We start from the raw sequence: 19,844 nt of genomic DNA on the forward strand, positions 1-19,844 counted from the left end.
TTTTACTTGGAGTTTTTTTTATTAGTGGAAATTTGAGATAAGAAATCTAACAGACTGTTAGTTATGATTAACTTTGGCTAAGTTTAAAACTTTAGCTAAGTGTGGGAGTAAAAAACAGCATTGTATTATGTTAAAATAGTGCTAAAAGAGCGTTTGTAGCACCTCTAATGATTTTATTTGTCTAAAACTGGGGAAGTGCCATTCGTAGTATTTAAGCAGTTGAAAAAGCAATGCATTGCGCTCGTTCTTATTGCTTTTAACGGTTGATAACTGAGGATAATCGGTGTGTAGGAGGGTTTTGAATAGCAACAAGGTAGCGCCTGTAATGGTGTATTTGCTTTCATCGGTAGTACTGAAAATGCCGTCTTCCAACGAAAAGGAGGGCAAATGCTCGTGAGTGGTATCGGGGTAAAAGCCGAGATAGCGAGTGATATCAAGCAGAAACTTTAAATGAAAATTGGCTGAGAAGTCGTTTCTATCAAAAAAGAGGAGCTTCTGTTCTAAAAACAAAAACATTTCTTCATCGGGAGCTTCAGATGTGCAAACAAAAGCACATACTTCGGAAAGAAACATACTTACAGCACTCTTATACATATCAGTATGTAACGAGTAATAAGGGGCTGCTATCTTAGCTTCCTTTACACGTCCTAACGTACCGTTATTTTTATGGGTAGCCACCAGTTCTAACAGCATAAAAGGCTGAAAAAGGGCTATTTTTAAGTTCCCTTTCTTCTGTGCTAAAACGCCTTGTAACAAATAACTACGAGTACCCATCGTTTGAGTAAAACACTTCACTATAAGACTGTTATCACTGTATTTGAGGCTTGAAATAACTATGGCTCGGACTTTATCGTACATATTTCTTCTATAAATAGCGTTGCAAAAATACAAAAAAGACTTCAATAGGACGTAATTGATGATATAAATGAAAGGTAATGCCAATAATACCAATGAGAAAATGAGAGAATGAGAAAATGAGAGAATGAGAAAATTAGAGAATGAGAAAATTAGAGAATGAGAAAATTAGAAAATTAGAGAATTAGTAAATGGGGTACGAGCTTGAGTTAGAGGAATGAGACTGTGCCTTGTGAAGTAACTTTTTGGAACATTAACTTTGGCAAAGGTCGTAGCACGACGGGCAATAGAAAATTAGAGAATTAGGAAATTAGCAAATGGGTAGTGATAAAAAAGGTTTTTTGACGGGTCTGACTTGTCGGACAAATTGGACTGGTCTGAGTTATCGGAGGAAAACGAAAAATATAAAAAGTGAGTTGGAAGGATTTTTGGTGAAAAAAGGGTGTAAGGAGAGTGGGGTTAGCTTATAGAGAGCTTATAGGAAGCTTATACGAATCTTGGACAATTGGTATAGGAAGGGTATATAAATAGTTGACTTATAGTACAATACAGCGATACAAAAAATGGTAAAAACGGGGTTTCGAGGCGAAAGAAAGAGGAATCCTCACCCCGTCCCTCTCCCAAGGAGAGGGGGATATAGCGACGGAAAGAGAATGGGCGGGTTGGGAAATTAGAGAATTAGTGAATTAGGAAATTAGTAGGTTAGTGGGAATATTGGAGAATCTTGGAGGGAGTTTGAATATAATGAGAGCATTTGTAATTCGCAATTATTTTGTACCTTTGCACCCATAATGAGCAAAAATAAGCATATAACCATTGAAAATGTAACCGTGATTGATGCAGGAGCCAAAGGCAAAAGCATTGCTAAAGCCCCTGACGGACGTGTGATATTTATAAGTAACGCTATTCCTGGTGATGTAGTAGATGTGCAGACCACCAAGAAGAAATCGGCTTATTATGAAGGTTTTGTAACTAAATATCACCAACTATCAGAAGAACGAGTAACGCCCGTATGTTCTCACTTCGGCTATTGTGGCGGTTGCAAATGGCAAGATATGAACTACCAAAGTCAGCTATTTTACAAGCAGAAAGAAGTAGAAAACAACTTAGTACGGTTGGGCAGGATAGAAATTCCTGCTGTGATGCCTATCATAGGCTCTGACGAGACTTATTACTACCGCAACAAAATGGAGTTTTCTTTTTCGGATATGCGCTGGCTTACTCCCGATGAAATTAAGAAAGCCGACGAAATAGACAATCGGAATGCCTTAGGTTTTCACATAGCAGGAGCTTGGGACAAGATTTTGGACATAGATAAATGTTACTTGCAAGCCGACCCTTCTAACGCGATACGCTTGGAGATAAAGCGTTTTGCCTTGGCGAACGAAATGCCTTTTTACAGTCCGAGGCAACAAACAGGCTTATTGCGTACTATGATGATACGCATTAGCTCCATTGGGCAAATAATGGTAGTGATACAGTTCTTCCGCAACGACCCTAAAATTACACTGCTCCTCGACCATATTGCAGAGACATTCCCGATGATTACCTCTTTGCAATACTGTATCAATAGCAAAGGCAACGATGCTATTTATGACCAAGAACTTATTTGCTATAAAGGTACTGACTGTATTTATGAGGAAATGGAAGGGTTGCGATTTAAAATCAATGCCAAGTCGTTTTACCAAACTAACTCGGCACAAGCGTACAAGCTGTACCAAGTAGCTCGTAACTTTGCCGATTTAAAGGGCGATGAATTAGTGTACGACCTTTATACAGGGACGGGCACTATTGCGCAATTTGTAGCGAAAAAAGCGAAAAAAGTGATAGGGGTAGAAGCTGTACCAGAAGCTATAGCAGATGCCAAAGACAATGCTTTTGCCAATGGTATTGAGAATGTTACTTTTTACGTGGGAGATATGAAAAACATTTTCAACGACACTTTTATAGAAGAAAACGGCACCCCTGATGTGATTATCACCGACCCTCCTCGCGACGGTATGCACAAAGATGTAGTAGCTAAAATTCTTCAAATAGCCCCCAAAAAGATAGTATATGTAAGTTGCAATAGTGCAACGCAAGCGCGAGACCTTTCCTTGCTTGATGTAACTTATAAAGTAACCAAAGTTCAGCCTGTGGATATGTTTCCACAAACCTACCACGTAGAGAATGTTGTTTTATTAGAAAAGAGAAATGAAAAAAGCTGAAAAAGTAAACTTTATCATCGATACACTGGAAAGTATCTATCCTGAAATTACTATACCCCTACAACACAAAGACCCTTATACGCTACTGATAGCCGTACTCTTATCGGCACAAACTACCGATGCACGGGTGAACCAAATCACGCCTATTCTATTTAGCAAAGCGGACAATCCGTATGATATGGTACTACTTTCGGTAGACGAAATACAGGAAATTATCAAACCCTTAGGGCTTGCCCCTATGAAATCTAAAGGTATTCACGGGCTTTCCCAAATACTTATAGACAAATACAACGGCGAAGTTCCTCAAACCTTTGAGGCTTTAGAGGCTCTCCCCTCAGTAGGACATAAAACTGCCAGCGTTGTTCTTGCACAAGCCTTTGGCATTCCGACCTTCCCCGTTGATACCCATATACACCGACTGATGCACCGCTGGAAACTTTCCGACGGTAGTTCGGTAGTGCAAACTGAGAAAGATGCCAAACGACTCTTCCCCAAAGAAAAATGGAACAAACTGCACGTGCAAATCATCTTGTACGGGCGCGAATACAGTCCGGCGAGAGGCTGGAATATGGAAAAAGATATTATAACCAAAACCATTATACAATCGAAAAAATGAATTTACAACAGCGAGACGAAAAACATTTGTGGCACCCGTATACCCAACATCAAACGGCTGCCAAACCTATTGGAATTGTGAAAGGAAAAGATGCTCTCCTTTGGGACGAGGACGGCAAAGAATACATAGATGCCATTGCCAGTTGGTGGGTGAACCCCTATGGGCATAGCAACGAGCGATTAGCCCAAGCTGCCTACAAACAACTCACCCAGTTAGAGCACGTACTCTTTGGTGGCTTTACACACCGACCTGCCGTAGAGCTTGCTGAAAAGCTCATCAGTATTCTGCCTAAAAACCAACAGAAAGTATTCTTCTCGGACAACGGTTCGACAGCAGTGGAAGTAGGTATCAAGATGGCGTTACAGTACTTTTTCAATAAAGGAGAGAAACGCTTTACGGTAGTTGCTTTTGAAGATGCATTTCACGGAGATACCTTTGCCGCTATGGCAGCTTCGGGTATTTCATTCTTTACTGATGCTTTTAAAGAACACTTGTTGAAAGTAGTGCGCATACCGTTACCCAAAAAAGGAAGCGATGCAGCTGCTAAAAAACTAAAAGAAGTGATTGCCGAACATCACCCTGCCGCCTTTATATTTGAAGCCTTAGTACAAGGAGCCTCAGGAATGCAAATCTATGAACCTGATGCCTTAGACAAGCTGATTCATATCGCACAAGAAAATGGTGTGATTACCATTGCCGACGAGGTAATGACAGGCTTCGGGCGTACAGGACGCACTTTTGCTTCGGACTATCTCACTCATAAACCCGATATTATGTGCTTATCGAAAGCTCTTACAGGAGGAACAATTCCGCTGGCAGTAACTACTGCTACCCAAGAGATATTTGACGGTTTTTACAGTGAAGACGTGAACAAAGCTCTTTTCCACGGACATACCTTTACAGCAAACCCCACGGGCTGTGCGATTGCCTTAGAAGCTATTCGCATATTGGAAAGTGACGAAATGCAAGCCAACTTAAAACGTATTGCACGCCGTCATCAGGAGTTTTTAGCCCGTATTGCGAAATATCCATCGGTAGAAAATGCACGTACCTTAGGTGTTATTTTGGCATTCGACCTCAAAACCTCTCAAAATACTGACTACTACGGCTCATTCAGGGATAAACTGTACAACTTCTTTATCTCAGAAGGCGTAATACTGCGTCCGGTGGGAAATATTATCTACATTTTGCCCCCTTACATCATCACAGATGCTCAATTAGACCGAGTGTACGATGTTTTAGAAGAAGCAATACAGAAGTTCTCTAATCAGTAAGAGAAGAGAAAAACACATTTAAGAGACTATTTTCATAAGAGAATAGTCTCTTTTTTATTTAGTAACACAAGAGAAAAGTTAAAATAATTTTATTGAGATATTAGTACGAGATGCAATCTTTAGAATTTTATTTTGATAGTAAGAAAATATTCTATATCTTTGCACCACTTATGAAAACTTTATAACAAAGAAGTTTAAATACTGTACACAATGAAAAAATTAGTCTTATTAGCCACCGCTTTATGTATGGTGGCTTGCAAAAGTATTGAAGCACCCAAGTCAGTGGGAGCTATTCCTTCCGCACGTCAGTTGCCGTGGCACGAGATGGAATATTATGCTTTTATTCACTTTAATATGAACACCTTTACCGATATGGAATGGGGCACAGGTGGCGAAGACCCTGTTTTATTCAACCCTACCGAATTAGATGTAAATCAGTGGGTAAAAGTGATTAAAGACGCTGGTATGAAAGGTGTTATCATCACGGCTAAGCACCACGATGGTTTCTGCTTATGGCCATCAAAGTACACCGAGCATTCTGTAAAAAACTCACCCTGGAAAAACGGTAAAGGCGATGTAATTAGAGAACTTTCCGATGCTTGCCACAAAGCAGGACTTAAATTTGGAGTATATTTATCACCTTGGGATAGAAACCACGCTGAGTATGGCAGAGAAGCCTACGTAACCTATTTCCATAACCAACTACGAGAATTGCTTACCAATTACGGTGAAATATTTGAAGTATGGTTTGACGGTGCCAACGGTGGTTCAGGTTATTACGGTGGAGCTAACGAAACTCGTACTATTGATGCTCATACTTATTATCAGTGGGATAAAACATTTGCCATTGTACGCGAATTGCAGCCTAATGCTACTATCTTTGGTGATGAAGGTCCGGATATTCGCTGGATAGGTAATGAAAAAGGCTTTGGTACTCCTACTAACTGGAATCCTTTTACCTCTAACCCTTCTTTACAAGGAAAAGACCACTTACATCATTTGGGTGAAGGTGATGAAAATGGCCTAAATTGGATTCCTGCTGAAGCTGATGTATCTATTCGCCCAGGTTGGTATTACCACGCACGAGAAGACCACCAAGTGCGTCCATTAGAAAAAATGGTAGATATATACTACGCTTCAGTAGGTCGCGGTTACAACTTATTACTAAATCTTCCCGTGGATAGACGTGGCTTAGTACACGAAAATGACATCAAGAGACTTATGGAACTCAAAAAAGTTATAGAAGCAGATTTTGCACATAACCTCGTAACTGATGCCTCTGTAACGGCTTCTAATATTCGTAAAAATAACAAGCAATTTAACCCTGAAAAAACTACCGATACTGATAAAAACACCTATTGGACAACCGACGAAGGAGTAACAGAAGCTTCTATAGAACTAAACTTTACCAAGCCTACTACCTTTAATCGCTTTATGGCACAAGAGTATATCCCATTGGGGCAACGTGTAAAGAAGTTTAAATTAGAATACCAAAAAGATGGCAAATGGGAAACTATAGATGAACAAACAACTATTGGCTACAAGCGATTACTACGCTTCCCATCAGTAACGGCTACTAAGGTTCGTTTCACAGTTTTAGAAGCTAAAGGTTCACCATTGATTAGCAATATAGGGTTATACAATGCACCCGTGTTATTGGTAACTCCTCAGCTTTCTCGTGATAAGAATGGTCAAGTAACCCTCACTCCCGCTGATACCGAAACTGAAATTTATTATACCTTAGACGGCAGTCAGCCTACTGAACAGTCGTTGCGTTATACAGCTTCTTTCCCTGTTACTCAGCCTACTTCTTTAAAATTTGTAGCCTATGACCGCAAGCAGCAATTGTACAGTGAAGTAGCTTCTTACGCATTGGATACCCCCAAAGCAAAGTGGAAAGTATTATCTTCTGCTTCCTCTGATATCCAGAAAGTAATTGATGAGAAACCTAATACGTGGTTTGCTCAAGAAAAGGGCAATACACCCACTGCCATTACTATTGATTTGGGAGAGCTGTTAAATCTAAAAGGATTTACCTATTTGCCTTCACAGGACCGCTGGGCTGAAGGAACTATCAGTCATTACATTTTTGAAGTGAGTACTGATAATGTACATTGGAAGAAGCTAAGTGAGGGAGAATTTGGCAATATCAAGAACAATCCTATTGAACAACGCATTACTTTCCCTGCCGAGAAAGCCCGTTATATCAAGCTTACCGCTACCAAAACTGTAGATGATACCAATAAAGTATCGTATGCCGAAATAGGAATCATTACACAATAAAGCTATGTATCTTAAAAACGGAAGATTGTCACAGAGTCCTAAATGGCTTTACATTATAGTTCCAACCCTGTTCTTTGCCTTTACAGGGTTGAACTTTTTAGTAGCACAGTTTTTTGATACTACTACACTTATACAGTCGGAAATTGCCCAAAAAGGTGAATTACAATTCTTGTTTGAGAACTTAGTTGTCTTTGCTATCTTCTTAGGGTTATTGTTACTATGCGTGAAGTTCATACATCGCCAGCCTTTGGTAGCACTTATTACAGCGCGACCTCGTATCAGTTGGAAGCGTTTTTGGTTTGCTTTCTTGTTGTGGGGAGGCGTAACCATAGGCATAACTTGTATCGACTACTTATTTTTTAACCCCGATGATTATATTTGGAATTTTCAGTGGATACCTTTCTTAAAACTACTCGTGATAGTAGTGCTGTTCATTCCTCTGCAAACCGCTTTTGAAGAAATATTCTTTCGTGGCTACCTAATGCAAGGCTTAGGACTTGCTATGCGCAATGCGTGGTTTCCTTTGCTTTTTACCTCTATCACCTTCGGACTAATGCACATTGCCAACCCCGAGGTAGAAAAATTAGGATACAGCTTGCTTATCTATTATATAGGTACAGGTTTGTTCTTAGGTATCACTACCTTAATGGACGATGGCTTGGAATTAGCCTTAGGTTTTCACACCGCCAACAACCTTTTTACAGCTCTTTTAGTAACTTCCGACTGGACAGTTTTCCAAGTTCCTTCCGTCTTGCGTGATGTCTCAGAACCCTCTTTAGGCTTCAGTGTATGGGCTCCTCTATTGTTCTGCTTCCCTCTTTTATTGTATATCTACGCCAAGAAATACCATTGGAAAGAGTGGAAAAAACACTTGTTATAAAAGAAAACTTAATTTTTTATTAAGATAATTTCCTTCATATCATAATATTTTATACCTTTGCCACCGGTTTTAAATAGCAAAAGGCGATATCCCGAAAAGCCTTTAACAGAGTAGGGAGTAATTTTAATTTTCAGTTTTTATGGAAGAAAATACAACTTCAACACAAGAGCAATCTGTTCCTCAAGAACAGCAAACTGCTAAAGAAAACAACCCAACCATCATTATCCAAAACTCCTCTAAGAGCAACGGAATAGGCACCGCTGGTTTCGTATTAGCTTTAATAGCTGTATTCTTAGGTTGGGTTCCTGTTTTAGGGTGGATTATCTGGCTTTTAGGACTTGTCCTTTCAGGTATAGGTGTTACTAAAACTCCTAAAGGATTAGCCATTGCAGGGCTTGTGCTCTCTTTAATTGGGCTTGTTATCCTTATTCTTTTAGCTACTGTTTTTGCAACAGCGGCAGCTGTTTCTTCAATGCCAGTACAATAAGAATTTACAAAAAAGGCTATCTGAGAAGAATCTCAGATAGCCTTTTTCTATAAAATTACATATCATTTTAGCTCCCTATAATAAAAATAGTAGGTCTCTTATGCACATCAATATTCGTTTTCTTCCAACGATGTACAGGGAGTGTTTTAATTTCTTCTGTAGGAAGTGTAATATCACAAGCCACGCATAAAAGAGTATTAGCCTGTAATGTCTCTATCAAGTCAGTAAGCATCTGCTTATTGCGGTAAGGCGTTTCTATAAATAGTTGCGACTGTCCTTCTCGTGCTTTGCGCTCTAAGGTTTTAAGTACCTTCTTTCGCTCTTGCTTATCAATAGGGAGATATCCGTTAAAAGCAAAATTCTGCCCATTAAGTCCACTCGCCATCATTGCCAGTAACAACGAAGAAGGTCCTACCAGCGGAATCACCTTCAGTCCTTTTTGGTGAGCCACCCGCACAATATCAGCTCCTGGGTCGGCTATACCTGGGCAACCTGCCTCCGAGATAATCCCTATCGAGTGTCCTTCCATACAAGGGGTTAAAAAACTCTGATAGTCAGTATCCTGATGGTGCTTATCTATCACAACTATTTTTAAATCTGCTTGCACCTTGTCCGGAGTAACGAGCTTGATAAACTTCCTTGCCGACTTTTCGTTTTCTACTACAAAATAAGTAAGTGATTGCACTACATTTGCCACCTGTGTTGGCAATACATCAAGAGCAACACCTCCTAATAAGTTCGGTATTAAATAAATATTTCCCATCGTTGTTTGTATCAACATTACTAACAGATTGCAAAGGTATATTTTTTTCATCATACTTATAGTATTAAATGATTAATTATTTGTACCTTTGTCGCGTATATCTCAACAATCTATAATCACAACAAATGAAAAACATTCTCTCTTATAGTATCATTTTCTCGGTTATTACACTGATAAGCTGTAATAAAGACAGCAACAGCAATAACCTTTCTGAGCATTCCCAACAAATGCTACAACAAGCTATGCGCAATACCGAAGCAGGACACGACACAAATTTTAGTGACAACACTCCTTTCATTTTCAATGGTTATAGTAATACTTCCAAGAGATTGTTCGAAAAAGGAGGTAACATATCCATCGGGGCTGCCTTAAATTTTGCGTCTCTTAATCACGACAAAATCATTTATAAAAGTTGTTATTGGGGGCTTTATGGCAAAGAAGGCTACTGTAAGTACCCTAACGAAAACCGATATTTTGAATTGTACAACCTTTGGGGGGTGCTATTTTCTGAAAAGAACAATCAGAACCCTAACGCTTTGATAAATGTAAAAAACTTCCGCTTCTACGTGCTTTACAAAGGTGAAAACGTATGGCGGAGAGTTCATTTTCCTGAAACTGATATTACCGACCAAGCCCCTATCACGTGGGCGGCTACATATTATAAAAATATCGTAACAGAAGCAGGCAATGGGAAGATTAAAGTAATACAAGAAAAAAACTATTCCACTATCCCTATTGCCAAATCAGGAAAATACGACGGCAAATGGTATGATGCCAAAATATTAGTAAACCACTTTGGTTCTAAACTTATGAAACCTGTGGGAGAGTTCACCCCTAGCAAAGTCGAAGGCGTGTATATGCAAGTAGAGGTACGTCTCGACCCAAGTACCCCCAACGCCAAAGTAGGCATACAAGCTGGTATGGACGTCCGCCACGAAGGCATTAAAACTACTTACTATATGGCTTTTGGCTCTACCCGCATCGTTACAGTTGCCCCTCATTGGAAAACCGTTAATTGGGTAAACTACGCAGGCGGACAAGGAGCTGACGAAGGAGGCGTCGTACTGAGTAAAGAACGACTACTAAACACCTCTTTTCCAAGAGAATAACCTCCTATTAAACAGCTCTAAAAAGTACTTTATCTCTCAAAACGAAATATATCTTATATAAAACGAAATTAGAATAGGGATTACTACCTTATATCATTCGTATAGCTTTTCTATATCTATCGTCCAAGATTCGTATAAGCTTCCTATAAGCTTTCTATATCTATCCCTTAACTATCAAGCTCTTACAACAACAGCAAAACAAACCCAAAAAAGCACCTAACAAACTAATTATCACAATGAAACAGTCTTTTTATCAAAAAGAAGGAAAAAGAAAGAATAAGATAATCGTCTTCCTTCACGGCTTTTTAGAAGACCATACTATATGGCAACCTATTACTAGAGCTCTCTCTACCGAATATTTCACACTATCTATCGACCTTTTAGGGCACGGGCAGACCCCCACTATCGCCCCAGTACACACAATGGAAATGATGGCAAACCAAGTAAACGATATCTTACTAAAAGAAGAAATAGAACATTGCACCATCGTGGGGCACTCAATGGGAGGTTATGTAGCCTTAGCTTTTGCCGAATTATTTCCCAAAAAAGTAGAAGGAATAGTATTGTTAAACTCCACTACCCTACCCGATTCCCCAGAGAAAAAAGTAAATAGAGACCGAGTGCTGAAAGTAATCGATAAAGAGAAAGAACTCTTCGTGCGCACTGCCGTTACAAACCTATTTAGCGATGAAAACAAAACGCTGATGAAACCCGCGCTCAACAAACTAATCGATATAGCAATGCACACCCCTAACGAAGGTATCAAAGCAGCTTCCTTAGGAATGAAACAACGCCCCGACCGTACTGAACTATTCGAACAACTAACCGCTAAAAAGCATATCATTATGGGTAAAAAAGACGCTCTTATTCCTTCTGATAGTTTGATAGCATTAGCCCAAAAAGCAGGTGCAAGCTATACCTTGCTTTCAGGCGGACATTTAGTATATATTGAAAACGAAGCCGAAACCATAGAAGCCTTGCGCAATTTTATGGCACAACCCTAATCTAACCCTTTTTCTCAAATTCCAAGATATGTATAAGCTATTCATTCGCCCATTCCTTTTCAGTCTCGACCCTGAGAAAGCTCATCACTTTACATTTAAATACTTAAAGTTTGTTCACAAAATCCCCTTAGTGCCTTTGCTCATTCGCAAAATATACAATGTAGAACACCCTTCTCTACATCGCGAAGTCTTTGGGCTACATTTCAAAAATCCAATAGGATTAGCCGCAGGATTAGATAAAGATGCTAAATTGTACAAAGAGTTAGCCAATTTAGGTTTTGGTTTTATCGAAATCGGAACCATTACCCCCAAACCACAACTGGGAAACCCAAAAAAGCGATTGTTCAGACTCATAGAAGACCAAGGAATTATAAACCGTATGGGCTTTAACAACGAAGGAGTTGAAGCTGCTGTAAAGCGCCTTAAAAAGAATACCAATGTACTGATAGGAGGAAATATTGGTAAAAATAAAACTACCCCAAATGAAGAAGCGGTAAACGACTACCTGATTTGTTTTGAACAACTCTTTAATTATGTCGATTATTTTGTAGTAAATGTAAGCTCACCCAATACTCCAAATTTGCGTACATTACAAGAAAAAGAACCTCTAAAACAGCTTTTAAGCACTTTGCAAAACACAAACCTAACTCATAAAAACCCTAAGCCTATCCTCTTAAAAATCGCCCCTGACCTTACCGACGAACAACTGTTAGATATTATTGAAATCGTACAAGAAACTCATATTGCAGGCGTAATAGCTACCAACACCACGATTGGTAGAGAAGGGTTAGTATCCGATAATCAAAAAGAAACCGGCGGACTTAGTGGGAAACCTCTAAAAAATCGCTCCACTGAGGTAATACGTTTTCTAAGTGAAAAGAGCAACCACGCATTTCCCATCATTGGCGTTGGAGGAATATTTAGTGAAACCGATGTCCTCGAAAAGTTAGAAGCAGGAGCCTCACTTATCCAGCTCTATACAGGTTTCATTTACGAAGGTGCAGGTCTTATAAAGCGCATTAATAAACAGCTAATTGCTAATTCTAACCAACATTAGCATTATTTCCGTTATTTGTTATTTGCGATTCTTAATTCACCGATACAAAACAAACGCATTGATGAAATAAAAGTCTTGATGAAATTTTATAAACATACTCACCTCACAAATATTGTCAATTACTAATTATTTTATACCTTTGCACTTATTTTCAAAAACGATATTATGATACAGTCAATGACAGGCTTTGGCAAGAGTGTACTATCTCTCACCGATAAACATATTAGTATAGAAATCAAATCCCTAAACAGTAAGAGTATTGATATCAATACACGTATTCCGCAAGCGTATCGCGAAAAAGAACTTGATTTCCGTAAACTCATTGCCGAGCAGCTCTTACGCGGGAAAGTAGATTTTAGTATCTTTGTAGAAAATACAGGCACACAAACACCTTCTAAAATCAATCCTAATATCGTAAAATCCTATATCGAGCAAATGCGTACTATTGTTGATGGTGACCTTACCGAACTGCTAAAAATGGCAGTACGTATGCCCGATGCCTTACAAACCACTACCGAAAGCGTTTCCGAAGAAGAACTTTCAGCTATTTTCGAACATATCAGCCTCGCCATTACCGATTTGCAAACCTTCCGCATTCAAGAAGGTAAAGTTTTAGAAAAAGACTTCGTTTTGCGTATTAGTAACATCGATAGCTTACTGCAAGAGGTACAAGCTCTCGACAGTGAACGCTTAGCGCTCATTCGCGAACGCTTGGAAAAAGCGGTAGCTGATATCCAGAGTGTAGACGCCAACCGCTTTGAGCAAGAACTCATTTTCTACTTAGAAAAATTGGACATCACAGAAGAAAAAATCCGACTCAAAAAACACTTAGACTATTTTCTCGAAACCCTTCACAGCGAAGATTCTAACGGACGTAAATTGAGTTTTATTGCACAAGAAATAGGCAGAGAAATCAATACCTTAGGTTCAAAAGCTAACTTCGCCCCTATGCAACAGTTAGTAGTCCAAATGAAAGACGAACTCGAAAAGATTAAAGAACAAGTCCTAAACGTATTATAACCTGCTAATTTACCAATTTGCTAATTAAAAAATGAACAAACTAATTATTTTCTCAGCTCCTTCTGGGAGCGGCAAAACTACCATAGTGAGGCATTTACTCTCGCTCAAAAAACTAAACTTAGCCTTTTCTATTTCGGCTACTTCTCGTGCTCCTCGTGGTGAAGAACAACACGGCAAAGAATACTATTTCCTTTCTGCTGATGAATTCAAAAAACGTATTCAGCACAACGAATTTATGGAATGGGAAGAGGTATACACAGGTTGTTATTACGGCACATTAAAATCAGAAGTAGAACGCCTATGGGCAATGGGAAAGAATGTGATATTCGATATTGATGTCGCAGGAGGTCTCCGTCTCAAACAACAATATCCAGAACAAACCTTAGCAGTATTTGTTGAACCGCCAAGCCTTATTGCCTTAGAAGAACGCTTGCGCAACCGTAAGACCGAAACAGAGGAGAAAATACAAATGCGTCTCAACAAAGCCGAACAAGAAATGGCAACTGCTCACCAGTTTGATGTGATTATCAAAAACGATAATCTACAACAAGCCCTACAAGAGGCAGAGCGCATAGTAACCGATTTTATCAACCGATGAAAAAACAAATAGGCTTATTCTTTGGCTCATTTAACCCTATTCATATAGGGCATCTCATTATCGCCAATCATTTGGTAGAGCACAGTGCAATGAACGAACTGTGGTTTGTGGTAACACCTCAAAATCCGTTTAAAGAAAAACAATCGTTATTAGACAATCACTTGCGATTGGAAATGGTGAATTTGGCAATAGAGAGCTATCCCAAGTTACGCGCCTCAAACATCGAGTTTCACTTGCCACAACCTAATTACACAGTTAACACCTTAGCCTATTTAGAGGAAAAACACCCTAATACTAACTTTGCCCTAATTATGGGGGAAGACAACCTAAAAAGCTTTCACAAATGGAAGAACTACGAGCATATTTTAGCAAATTACTTTATTTATGTCTATCCTCGTATTTCAGAAGGTACAGTGCCCGAAGCTTTAACTGAGCACCCGCATATCACCCGTGTACCCGCCCCTATTATCGAACTCTCAGCCACCTTTATCCGTAAAGAGCTCAAATCTGGACACAATATACGCCCGCTCCTCCCCGAAAAAGTATGGCAATACATTGATAAATTAGGACTCTATTTCAATTAACAATTGACAAGTAACAAGTAACATTTTTCCGTCACACACTTAGCCAAAGTTTCACACTTTGGCTAAGTTAAAACCAATAATCTCTTTGTTTAATTTCTAAGGCGTAAGCCTTATCTCTTTTAATATATGAAAAAAACGAAAATACTAATGGTTTGCTTAGGCAATATTTGCCGTTCTCCTTTAGCCGAAGGGGTGATGAGGAGCAAACTCCCTTCCGATAACTTTGAAGTAGATTCAGCTGGTACCGCCAACTATCACGTAGGCGATGCTCCTGACACTCGTTCTATCGCCTCTGGCAAAAAACACGGAGTAGATATCTCTATGCTCAGAGGTCGTCAGTTCTCAGCCAAAGATTTTGCCCTTTTCGATTATATTTTTGTAATGGATAAAAGCAATTACCAAAACGTTATCCGGCTTGCTAAGAACGAAAAAGAGCGTGCTAAAGTACATTTCTTAGCTGATGCTTTGGGTGGAATGACACAACACGAAATCCCCGACCCTTATTACGGCACAAAAGCTGATTTCGAAAACGTCTATCAGCTCATTGACGAGGCTTGTACCAAAGTTGCTCGCAAACTATCTCCTAACCCCTAACTACTATTATCTCCTAAAATGGACTTCTCATCTAAACTCTTAGAAAACGCCGTCTACGAAATAGCCCAATTGCCTAGTATAGGCAAACGTACGGCTTTGCGTTTAGCTTTGCACCTGCTCAAACAACCCGAAGAGCAATCACTACAATTGGCACAAGCTATTGTGGCTTTACGCACCCATATCCAGTATTGTAAAAACTGCCACAACATCTCCGATGTAGATTTGTGTGAGATATGTGCTAACCCTATGCGTGATACGGGAGTCGTTTGTGTTGTAGAAGATTTTAGAGATGTAATGGCAATAGAAAACACAGGGCAATTCTTTGGTCAGTATCACGTCTTAGGAGGCAAAATATCCCCTATTGATGGCATCGCTCCTTCCAATCTACACATTGCCTCACTGATAGAAAAAGTAAAGACAGGTAAAGTAACTGAGTTAATCCTCGCTCTGAGCAATACAATGGAGGGCGATACTACCAATTTCTATATTTACAAACAAGTAGAGCCTTACCATATCACCATTTCTACCATTGCCCGAGGCATAGCCGTAGGAGGCGAACTCGAATATACTGATGAGGTAACTTTGGGCAGAAGTATTACTCAGCGCATTCCTTTTGAAAAAGCTATTAAAGCCGTTTAAAATATGATACAAGTAGCCAATACCATTATTTCGGAAGATATCATAGATTGCGATTTTGTATGCAACCTTAATGCTTGTAAAGGTGCTTGCTGTATAGAAGGTGATGCAGGAGCACCCGTAGAAGAAAGCGAACTAAAAGTGATGAAACGCATTTATCCCGAAGTAGCTCCTTACCTTACCGAGGAAGGTCGTACAGCTATTGAGGAGCAAGGAGTATACATCAAAGGAGAAGACGGCGAATGGGAAACTCCTCTCATCAATGGAGGCGAATGCGCTTATGTAGTACGCAATGAAAAAGGTTGGGCTCTTTGTGCTATCGAGCAAGCATATAACGATAAAAAGATAGACTGGAAGAAACCTATATCGTGTCACCTATATCCTATACGATTACAAGAGTACAGTTCCTTCACAGCAGTCAATTACCATCGTTGGAGTCCTATATGCGATGATGCTTGTGTCTTGGGTAAAAAGTTACAAGTGCCTATCTACAAATTCGTAAAAGAGGCTCTTATTAGAAAGTTTGGAGAAGAGTGGTACCAAGAATTAGAGCTTATAGCTGAGCACTTGAAAAAGTAATATACAAATAACAAAATAAAAGAGACAGTACAATATTAAAAGTACTGTCTCTTTCTTATATAGATATTATGGGATTTCTTACTTCATTGTCTCTAACTTTCCTTGTGATTTGAGCAACTGTATTTCTGCTAATTTGTAGTCCAACAAAGCATTGGTGTAATTGTTCTTAGCATCCGATAAAGAGCGTTCTGCTTCCAATAAATCTGTAAGGGAAGCCAAACCTTGTTGGTAGTTGTTTTGGGTGTTGAGCAATACCTCTTCTGCAAGCTTTACATTCTCCTTTTGTGAATCTATAGTAAGAAGGTTATTAGTAAGCTGACTGTGGGCATTCTCATAAGCCAAATCCATTGCCAAACGAGTGTCTTTAAGGGTCGCTTCAAGCGCTTGACTTTCTATCTGTGCTTGGTGTATCTTAGCACGTGTACCGAAACCCGAAAATATAGGTATATTCACTCCCAATGTAATAGCCGAATAGTCAGCTCCGTACACTTTATCTTTCTTGCCGTAAATAATCGGTGTTTTAGGTCCCATACTCAAATAACCATAAGTAGCCTGCAACGCTAATGATGGATAAAGTGCTGCACGTTGTACCTTGGTATTGAGGTCAAGAAGTTGCTTTTGCTTTTCGAGTACTTGTAACTCTATACGAGTATTGCTATTACCTTTCTCAAAAGCCAAATCGTAATTAGCTTCAAAGCCTTCTTTAGGCAAAGTAATTACTTCACTCATCGGCATACCTATCATATATTTAAGCGCGTTCTCCGAGAGTTGTACCCCATTAAGGGCTTGTTGGCGTGCCGATTTGAGATTATTTACAGCCACAGTAGTGCGGTCAACGTCTATTTTCTTTGACAACCCCGATTGGTTTAACCCTTTTACAACATTAGCCGTTTTCTCGGTAAGAGCCAAATTGCTTTCTATATTTTCTAATGTTTGTCGGGTTTGGTATACTTGGTAGTAGGCTTGTGCTACTTTCTCAATGATTTCATTCTCGGTAAGCTGTTGGTTAAGCATATAAAACTCACGTGTCGTACGAGCCGCTTTCAAGCCCATAAACACCGTTTGATTAAACAACACTTGGGTAAGTTTTGCTTCAGCATTAGCCGACCATTTTTGCCCCATTTCCATCTTTATAGGCTCATTACTTGCGGACATACCCGGGAAAGCAAATGTGCTGGCATCAATATAAGTAGCTTGTAACTTAGGATTGTACACCATACCGCCCGAAGCCGAAATACTAGGCAGTGCGTTAGCGCGTACTTCTTGTATTTTGTATTCGCTTTTGGTTACTTCCAATCGCGCTTTCTCAGCGTCCGCTTTATTCTCTAAAGCATAACGAATAGCATCTTTTAAAGTCAATTCTTTTTGTTGTGCAAAGCTCATAAAACTGAGGAACAACAAAGCACTCGTAATGATTTTTTTCATAATAATTCAATTGCCTATTAATAGGCTTATTTATATTGTCCTTTTAATTCTGTTATAACTTCTTTTTACTTTATTTATTCAGACACCCTTCTCTCACTGACCTTACTTTTTCATCTCTGATGATTAGTATTATTGGTATTTTTAGTATTATAGTATTAAATTAACCTTTTACCTTTTACCTTTTATCTTTTACCTCCTTAAGCACTCGTTCTAATTCTTTAAGTCCTTTTTCATTGACAAGTATCCTGAAAAAATACTCTATAATAGTATAAATAGTTTCCCAAAAAGAAAACTCAGTTTCAGGAAATAACTCCGATTGTGCTTTCATTCGTTTTACAGCCGTATAGAAAATCTTAAAGAATTTAAGATTGATATCTTCTCTAAAAAGTCCCTCCTGTATACCTCTTTCCATTACTTTATCTATAAAAATCGCATCTGCCTTGGCAGTCTCTACATTCATACGTTCGTATGTTTTAGGATAGTATTTCTGCAATTCCCAAATAGGACGGTCGCTATTGATGTTAAAAACTTCTTGAACCTTTTTTTGGTTGCGGTATACATTTTCTATCACCGAACCTTCTCCTTGTACAAAAATATCTGCATTTTTACAACTTATCTCTAAAGCGTAATCTAATGTAGTTTCTACCAAGTCGTTTTTAGAAGGAAAATACTCGTAAAGCGTCTTTTTAGATATCCCCATTTTGTTAGCCAAATCATCCATAGTAAAGGTTTTAAACCCATACTGTATAAAGTCGTTTAAGGCTCTTTTCACGATTTCTTCTTTCATCTCTCTCATCTTTAAATTCGGGGGCAAAGGTATAACAAAAAAACTTAATAAACAAAAAAAGTTTCCTTTATTACCTCTTACCTCTTACTTCTTATCTGTTTAAAGACTTAAGAAAGTAAAGCCTACTCCCACAATAGTTTGTTTATAATTGTAATCGATAAGGGAATCTCCATAACCGTGAGAGGCTTGCAACAAAATACGCAGGTCGCGACTCAGCGGATATACCCAGTTCAGCTCCACGTGCCCGCGATTATGATTAAAATTTAAATTATTCCTCACTTGCAAATTAAAGACACTTTTACGGAAGGGGTAAGCAATGCCCAATTCACAACGTCCTATATAATTCTCAATATCGGGATTGTCATCTTCTCTTGCCTTTTCTGAGAAACGCCACCAGAAACGGCTGATAATCATTAAATCATTCCATTGGAAAATACCTGATAAAATAATTCTGTTCCAACTGCGGGAATGTGCCGCTTCTTTACCATTAGATTGGTGGTTTACGGATAGTCCTGCCATTTTCATTTTAAAATTCCCCACCGAGAGGTTCAGCGGATAAGTAAATATCAATTCAGGTTCGTAATTCACTTCTCTAAACGGACGTGAAAGCTCACCGTTGTACATCTGCCAATACGATTGCTGAGTGAAAGCTACCCACACATCACCCTTCCCAAAAGCATCTTGCATAATCTTAGCTTTTAAGCTCACTTGAAATTTTAACTCTACGTGCTGGTAGTCGCGCCATTCAGGTATAGGGCGGTCGGGGTTCAAACTTATAGGTTGTTCCGTAGGTTTATCCGTAAAACGGAAAGGCATTACGTACATAGGTAAGTAATCCACAAATTTAAAAGTACCTCTTTGGTCTTCTCGGTCAAGCTCCCATAGCTTAGAAATAGCCCTCTCTAACTGGGCTCTTCTATCGGCTTTTATTCCTGTCTTAGGAAGTTCCTGCAATGTGTCATTCTCCACCTCCTGAGGAAAAATAGGTGTTGCAATAGCCAAGAGCATTATAAATAAAGTATATTTCATCATTTTGTTTTTTGCGGGTGCAAAAGTACAGCAAATAAACTTTATAAACAAAAAAAG

General features: G+C 39.1%; 20 protein-coding genes. 15 read left to right on the forward strand and 5 right to left on the reverse strand.

From position 1 onward, the window contains the following. Positions 1-141 precede the first annotated feature (141 nt). Positions 142-858, reverse strand: a complete 717-nt coding sequence (gene recO / locus HW278_RS00950) for a DNA repair protein RecO (RefSeq protein ID WP_178976653.1) — start codon at positions 856-858, stop codon at positions 142-144. Positions 859-1,646: 788 nt separating this feature from the next. Between recO and rlmD the strand changes: the two genes are divergently transcribed. The 6 genes from rlmD to HW278_RS00980 all read left to right on the forward strand — a co-directional run bounded on the left by rlmD (position 1,647) and on the right by HW278_RS00980 (position 8,602). Further along, a complete protein-coding gene (gene rlmD / locus HW278_RS00955) occupies positions 1,647-3,062 on the forward strand; it encodes a 23S rRNA (uracil(1939)-C(5))-methyltransferase RlmD (protein ID WP_178976654.1) in 1,416 nt (471 codons plus the stop codon). Then, on the forward strand, positions 3,049-3,678 hold the full coding sequence (locus HW278_RS00960; RefSeq protein ID WP_009421392.1) for an endonuclease III domain-containing protein: 630 nt from the start codon (positions 3,049-3,051) through the stop codon (positions 3,676-3,678). The genes rlmD and HW278_RS00960 overlap by 14 nt, the downstream gene beginning before the upstream one ends. Further along, positions 3,675-4,952: an adenosylmethionine--8-amino-7-oxononanoate transaminase gene (gene bioA, locus HW278_RS00965; protein WP_178976655.1), complete on the forward strand. Its 1,278-nt coding sequence runs from the start codon at positions 3,675-3,677 to the stop codon at positions 4,950-4,952. The genes HW278_RS00960 and bioA overlap by 4 nt, the downstream gene beginning before the upstream one ends. 210 nt (positions 4,953-5,162) lie before the next feature. Then, positions 5,163-7,235, forward strand: a complete 2,073-nt coding sequence (locus HW278_RS00970) for an alpha-L-fucosidase (protein WP_178976656.1) — start codon at positions 5,163-5,165, stop codon at positions 7,233-7,235. 4 nt (positions 7,236-7,239) lie between these two features. Then, positions 7,240-8,115 carry a CPBP family intramembrane glutamic endopeptidase gene (locus HW278_RS00975; RefSeq protein WP_178976657.1) on the forward strand — a complete coding sequence of 292 codons (876 nt, stop codon included), beginning with the start codon at positions 7,240-7,242 and terminating at the stop codon, positions 8,113-8,115. A 139-nt stretch (positions 8,116-8,254) separates the two neighbouring features. Then, positions 8,255-8,602, forward strand: a complete 348-nt coding sequence (locus HW278_RS00980) for a hypothetical protein (protein WP_178958927.1) — start codon at positions 8,255-8,257, stop codon at positions 8,600-8,602. A gap of 67 nt (positions 8,603-8,669) precedes the next feature. Here HW278_RS00980 and HW278_RS00985 read toward each other — a convergent pair whose 3' ends face one another. Continuing rightward, positions 8,670-9,419: an SAM-dependent methyltransferase gene (locus HW278_RS00985; protein WP_178976658.1), complete on the reverse strand. Its 750-nt coding sequence runs from the start codon at positions 9,417-9,419 to the stop codon at positions 8,670-8,672. A 71-nt stretch (positions 9,420-9,490) separates the two neighbouring features. Between HW278_RS00985 and HW278_RS00990 the strand changes: the two genes are divergently transcribed. The 9 genes from HW278_RS00990 to HW278_RS01030 all read left to right on the forward strand — a co-directional run bounded on the left by HW278_RS00990 (position 9,491) and on the right by HW278_RS01030 (position 16,546). Continuing rightward, a complete protein-coding gene (locus HW278_RS00990; RefSeq protein WP_178976659.1) occupies positions 9,491-10,474 on the forward strand; it encodes a hypothetical protein in 984 nt (327 codons plus the stop codon). 236 nt (positions 10,475-10,710) lie between these two features. Beyond that, positions 10,711-11,478 (forward strand): alpha/beta fold hydrolase, encoded by a 768-nt coding sequence (locus tag HW278_RS00995; protein ID WP_178976660.1) that lies wholly within the window; start codon positions 10,711-10,713, stop codon positions 11,476-11,478. Between the two features lie 28 nt (positions 11,479-11,506). Further along, positions 11,507-12,535 carry a quinone-dependent dihydroorotate dehydrogenase gene (locus HW278_RS01000; protein ID WP_178976661.1) on the forward strand — a complete coding sequence of 343 codons (1,029 nt, stop codon included), beginning with the start codon at positions 11,507-11,509 and terminating at the stop codon, positions 12,533-12,535. Positions 12,536-12,700: 165 nt separating this feature from the next. Continuing rightward, positions 12,701-13,555: a YicC/YloC family endoribonuclease gene (locus HW278_RS01005; RefSeq protein ID WP_053580767.1), complete on the forward strand. Its 855-nt coding sequence runs from the start codon at positions 12,701-12,703 to the stop codon at positions 13,553-13,555. Positions 13,556-13,586: 31 nt separating this feature from the next. Further along, the gene (gmk, locus tag HW278_RS01010) at positions 13,587-14,153 is read left to right on the forward strand and encodes a guanylate kinase (protein WP_178976662.1); all 567 of its coding nucleotides are present in this window, start codon (positions 13,587-13,589) and stop codon (positions 14,151-14,153) included. Continuing rightward, on the forward strand, positions 14,150-14,737 hold the full coding sequence (gene nadD, locus HW278_RS01015; protein ID WP_178976663.1) for a nicotinate (nicotinamide) nucleotide adenylyltransferase: 588 nt from the start codon (positions 14,150-14,152) through the stop codon (positions 14,735-14,737). Before gmk ends, nadD begins: the two co-directional genes overlap by 4 nt. 126 nt (positions 14,738-14,863) lie before the next feature. Continuing rightward, positions 14,864-15,331: a low molecular weight protein-tyrosine-phosphatase gene (locus tag HW278_RS01020; protein ID WP_178976664.1), complete on the forward strand. Its 468-nt coding sequence runs from the start codon at positions 14,864-14,866 to the stop codon at positions 15,329-15,331. A gap of 18 nt (positions 15,332-15,349) precedes the next feature. Further along, positions 15,350-15,970, forward strand: coding sequence for a recombination mediator RecR (gene recR / locus HW278_RS01025; protein ID WP_009419002.1), 621 nt, complete (start codon positions 15,350-15,352; stop codon positions 15,968-15,970). A 3-nt stretch (positions 15,971-15,973) separates the two neighbouring features. After that, complete coding sequence (locus tag HW278_RS01030; protein ID WP_009410352.1) at positions 15,974-16,546, forward strand: DUF3109 family protein; 573 nt, start codon at positions 15,974-15,976, stop codon at positions 16,544-16,546. Between the two features lie 78 nt (positions 16,547-16,624). On the opposite strand, the gene HW278_RS01035 is transcribed toward HW278_RS01030, so the two are convergent. The 3 genes from HW278_RS01035 to HW278_RS01045 form a co-directional block, all read right to left on the reverse strand. Continuing rightward, positions 16,625-17,971: a TolC family protein gene (locus HW278_RS01035; RefSeq protein ID WP_009419003.1), complete on the reverse strand. Its 1,347-nt coding sequence runs from the start codon at positions 17,969-17,971 to the stop codon at positions 16,625-16,627. 175 nt (positions 17,972-18,146) lie between these two features. Next, the gene (locus HW278_RS01040; protein ID WP_178976665.1) at positions 18,147-18,758 is read right to left on the reverse strand and encodes a TetR/AcrR family transcriptional regulator; all 612 of its coding nucleotides are present in this window, start codon (positions 18,756-18,758) and stop codon (positions 18,147-18,149) included. A 99-nt stretch (positions 18,759-18,857) separates the two neighbouring features. Further along, on the reverse strand, positions 18,858-19,790 hold the full coding sequence (locus HW278_RS01045; RefSeq protein WP_178976666.1) for a phospholipase A: 933 nt from the start codon (positions 19,788-19,790) through the stop codon (positions 18,858-18,860). Between the last annotated feature and the right edge of the window lie 54 nt (positions 19,791-19,844).

Origin of the sequence: Capnocytophaga sp. oral taxon 902 (genome assembly GCF_013394735.1) — a bacterium.
In the GTDB taxonomy this organism is placed as follows: Bacteria; Bacteroidota; Bacteroidia; order Flavobacteriales; family Flavobacteriaceae; genus Capnocytophaga; species Capnocytophaga ochracea.

Bases quoted from the DNA above. Each gene is read 5' to 3' on its own strand.
- gmk (WP_178976662.1), top strand. From the start codon at position 13,587: ATGAACAAACTAATTATTTTCTCAGCTCCTTCTGGGAGCGGCAAAACT.
- HW278_RS01020 (WP_178976664.1), top strand. From the start codon at position 14,864: ATGAAAAAAACGAAAATACTAATGGTTTGCTTAGGCAATATTTGCCGT.
- HW278_RS01040 (WP_178976665.1), bottom strand. From the start codon at position 18,758: ATGAAAGAAGAAATCGTGAAAAGAGCCTTAAACGACTTTATACAGTAT.
- HW278_RS00970 (WP_178976656.1), top strand. From the start codon at position 5,163: ATGAAAAAATTAGTCTTATTAGCCACCGCTTTATGTATGGTGGCTTGC.
- HW278_RS00995 (WP_178976660.1), top strand. From the start codon at position 10,711: ATGAAACAGTCTTTTTATCAAAAAGAAGGAAAAAGAAAGAATAAGATA.
- HW278_RS01000 (WP_178976661.1), top strand. From the start codon at position 11,507: ATGTATAAGCTATTCATTCGCCCATTCCTTTTCAGTCTCGACCCTGAG.
- nadD (WP_178976663.1), top strand. From the start codon at position 14,150: ATGAAAAAACAAATAGGCTTATTCTTTGGCTCATTTAACCCTATTCAT.
- recR (WP_009419002.1), top strand. From the start codon at position 15,350: ATGGACTTCTCATCTAAACTCTTAGAAAACGCCGTCTACGAAATAGCC.
- HW278_RS00975 (WP_178976657.1), top strand. From the start codon at position 7,240: ATGTATCTTAAAAACGGAAGATTGTCACAGAGTCCTAAATGGCTTTAC.
- HW278_RS01005 (WP_053580767.1), top strand. From the start codon at position 12,701: ATGATACAGTCAATGACAGGCTTTGGCAAGAGTGTACTATCTCTCACC.
- HW278_RS00960 (WP_009421392.1), top strand. From the start codon at position 3,049: ATGAAAAAAGCTGAAAAAGTAAACTTTATCATCGATACACTGGAAAGT.
- HW278_RS01035 (WP_009419003.1), bottom strand. From the start codon at position 17,971: ATGAAAAAAATCATTACGAGTGCTTTGTTGTTCCTCAGTTTTATGAGC.
- HW278_RS00980 (WP_178958927.1), top strand. From the start codon at position 8,255: ATGGAAGAAAATACAACTTCAACACAAGAGCAATCTGTTCCTCAAGAA.
- recO (WP_178976653.1), bottom strand. From the start codon at position 858: ATGTACGATAAAGTCCGAGCCATAGTTATTTCAAGCCTCAAATACAGT.
- rlmD (WP_178976654.1), top strand. From the start codon at position 1,647: ATGAGCAAAAATAAGCATATAACCATTGAAAATGTAACCGTGATTGAT.
- HW278_RS00985 (WP_178976658.1), bottom strand. From the start codon at position 9,419: ATGATGAAAAAAATATACCTTTGCAATCTGTTAGTAATGTTGATACAA.
- bioA (WP_178976655.1), top strand. From the start codon at position 3,675: ATGAATTTACAACAGCGAGACGAAAAACATTTGTGGCACCCGTATACC.
- HW278_RS01045 (WP_178976666.1), bottom strand. From the start codon at position 19,790: ATGATGAAATATACTTTATTTATAATGCTCTTGGCTATTGCAACACCT.
- HW278_RS01030 (WP_009410352.1), top strand. From the start codon at position 15,974: ATGATACAAGTAGCCAATACCATTATTTCGGAAGATATCATAGATTGC.
- HW278_RS00990 (WP_178976659.1), top strand. From the start codon at position 9,491: ATGAAAAACATTCTCTCTTATAGTATCATTTTCTCGGTTATTACACTG.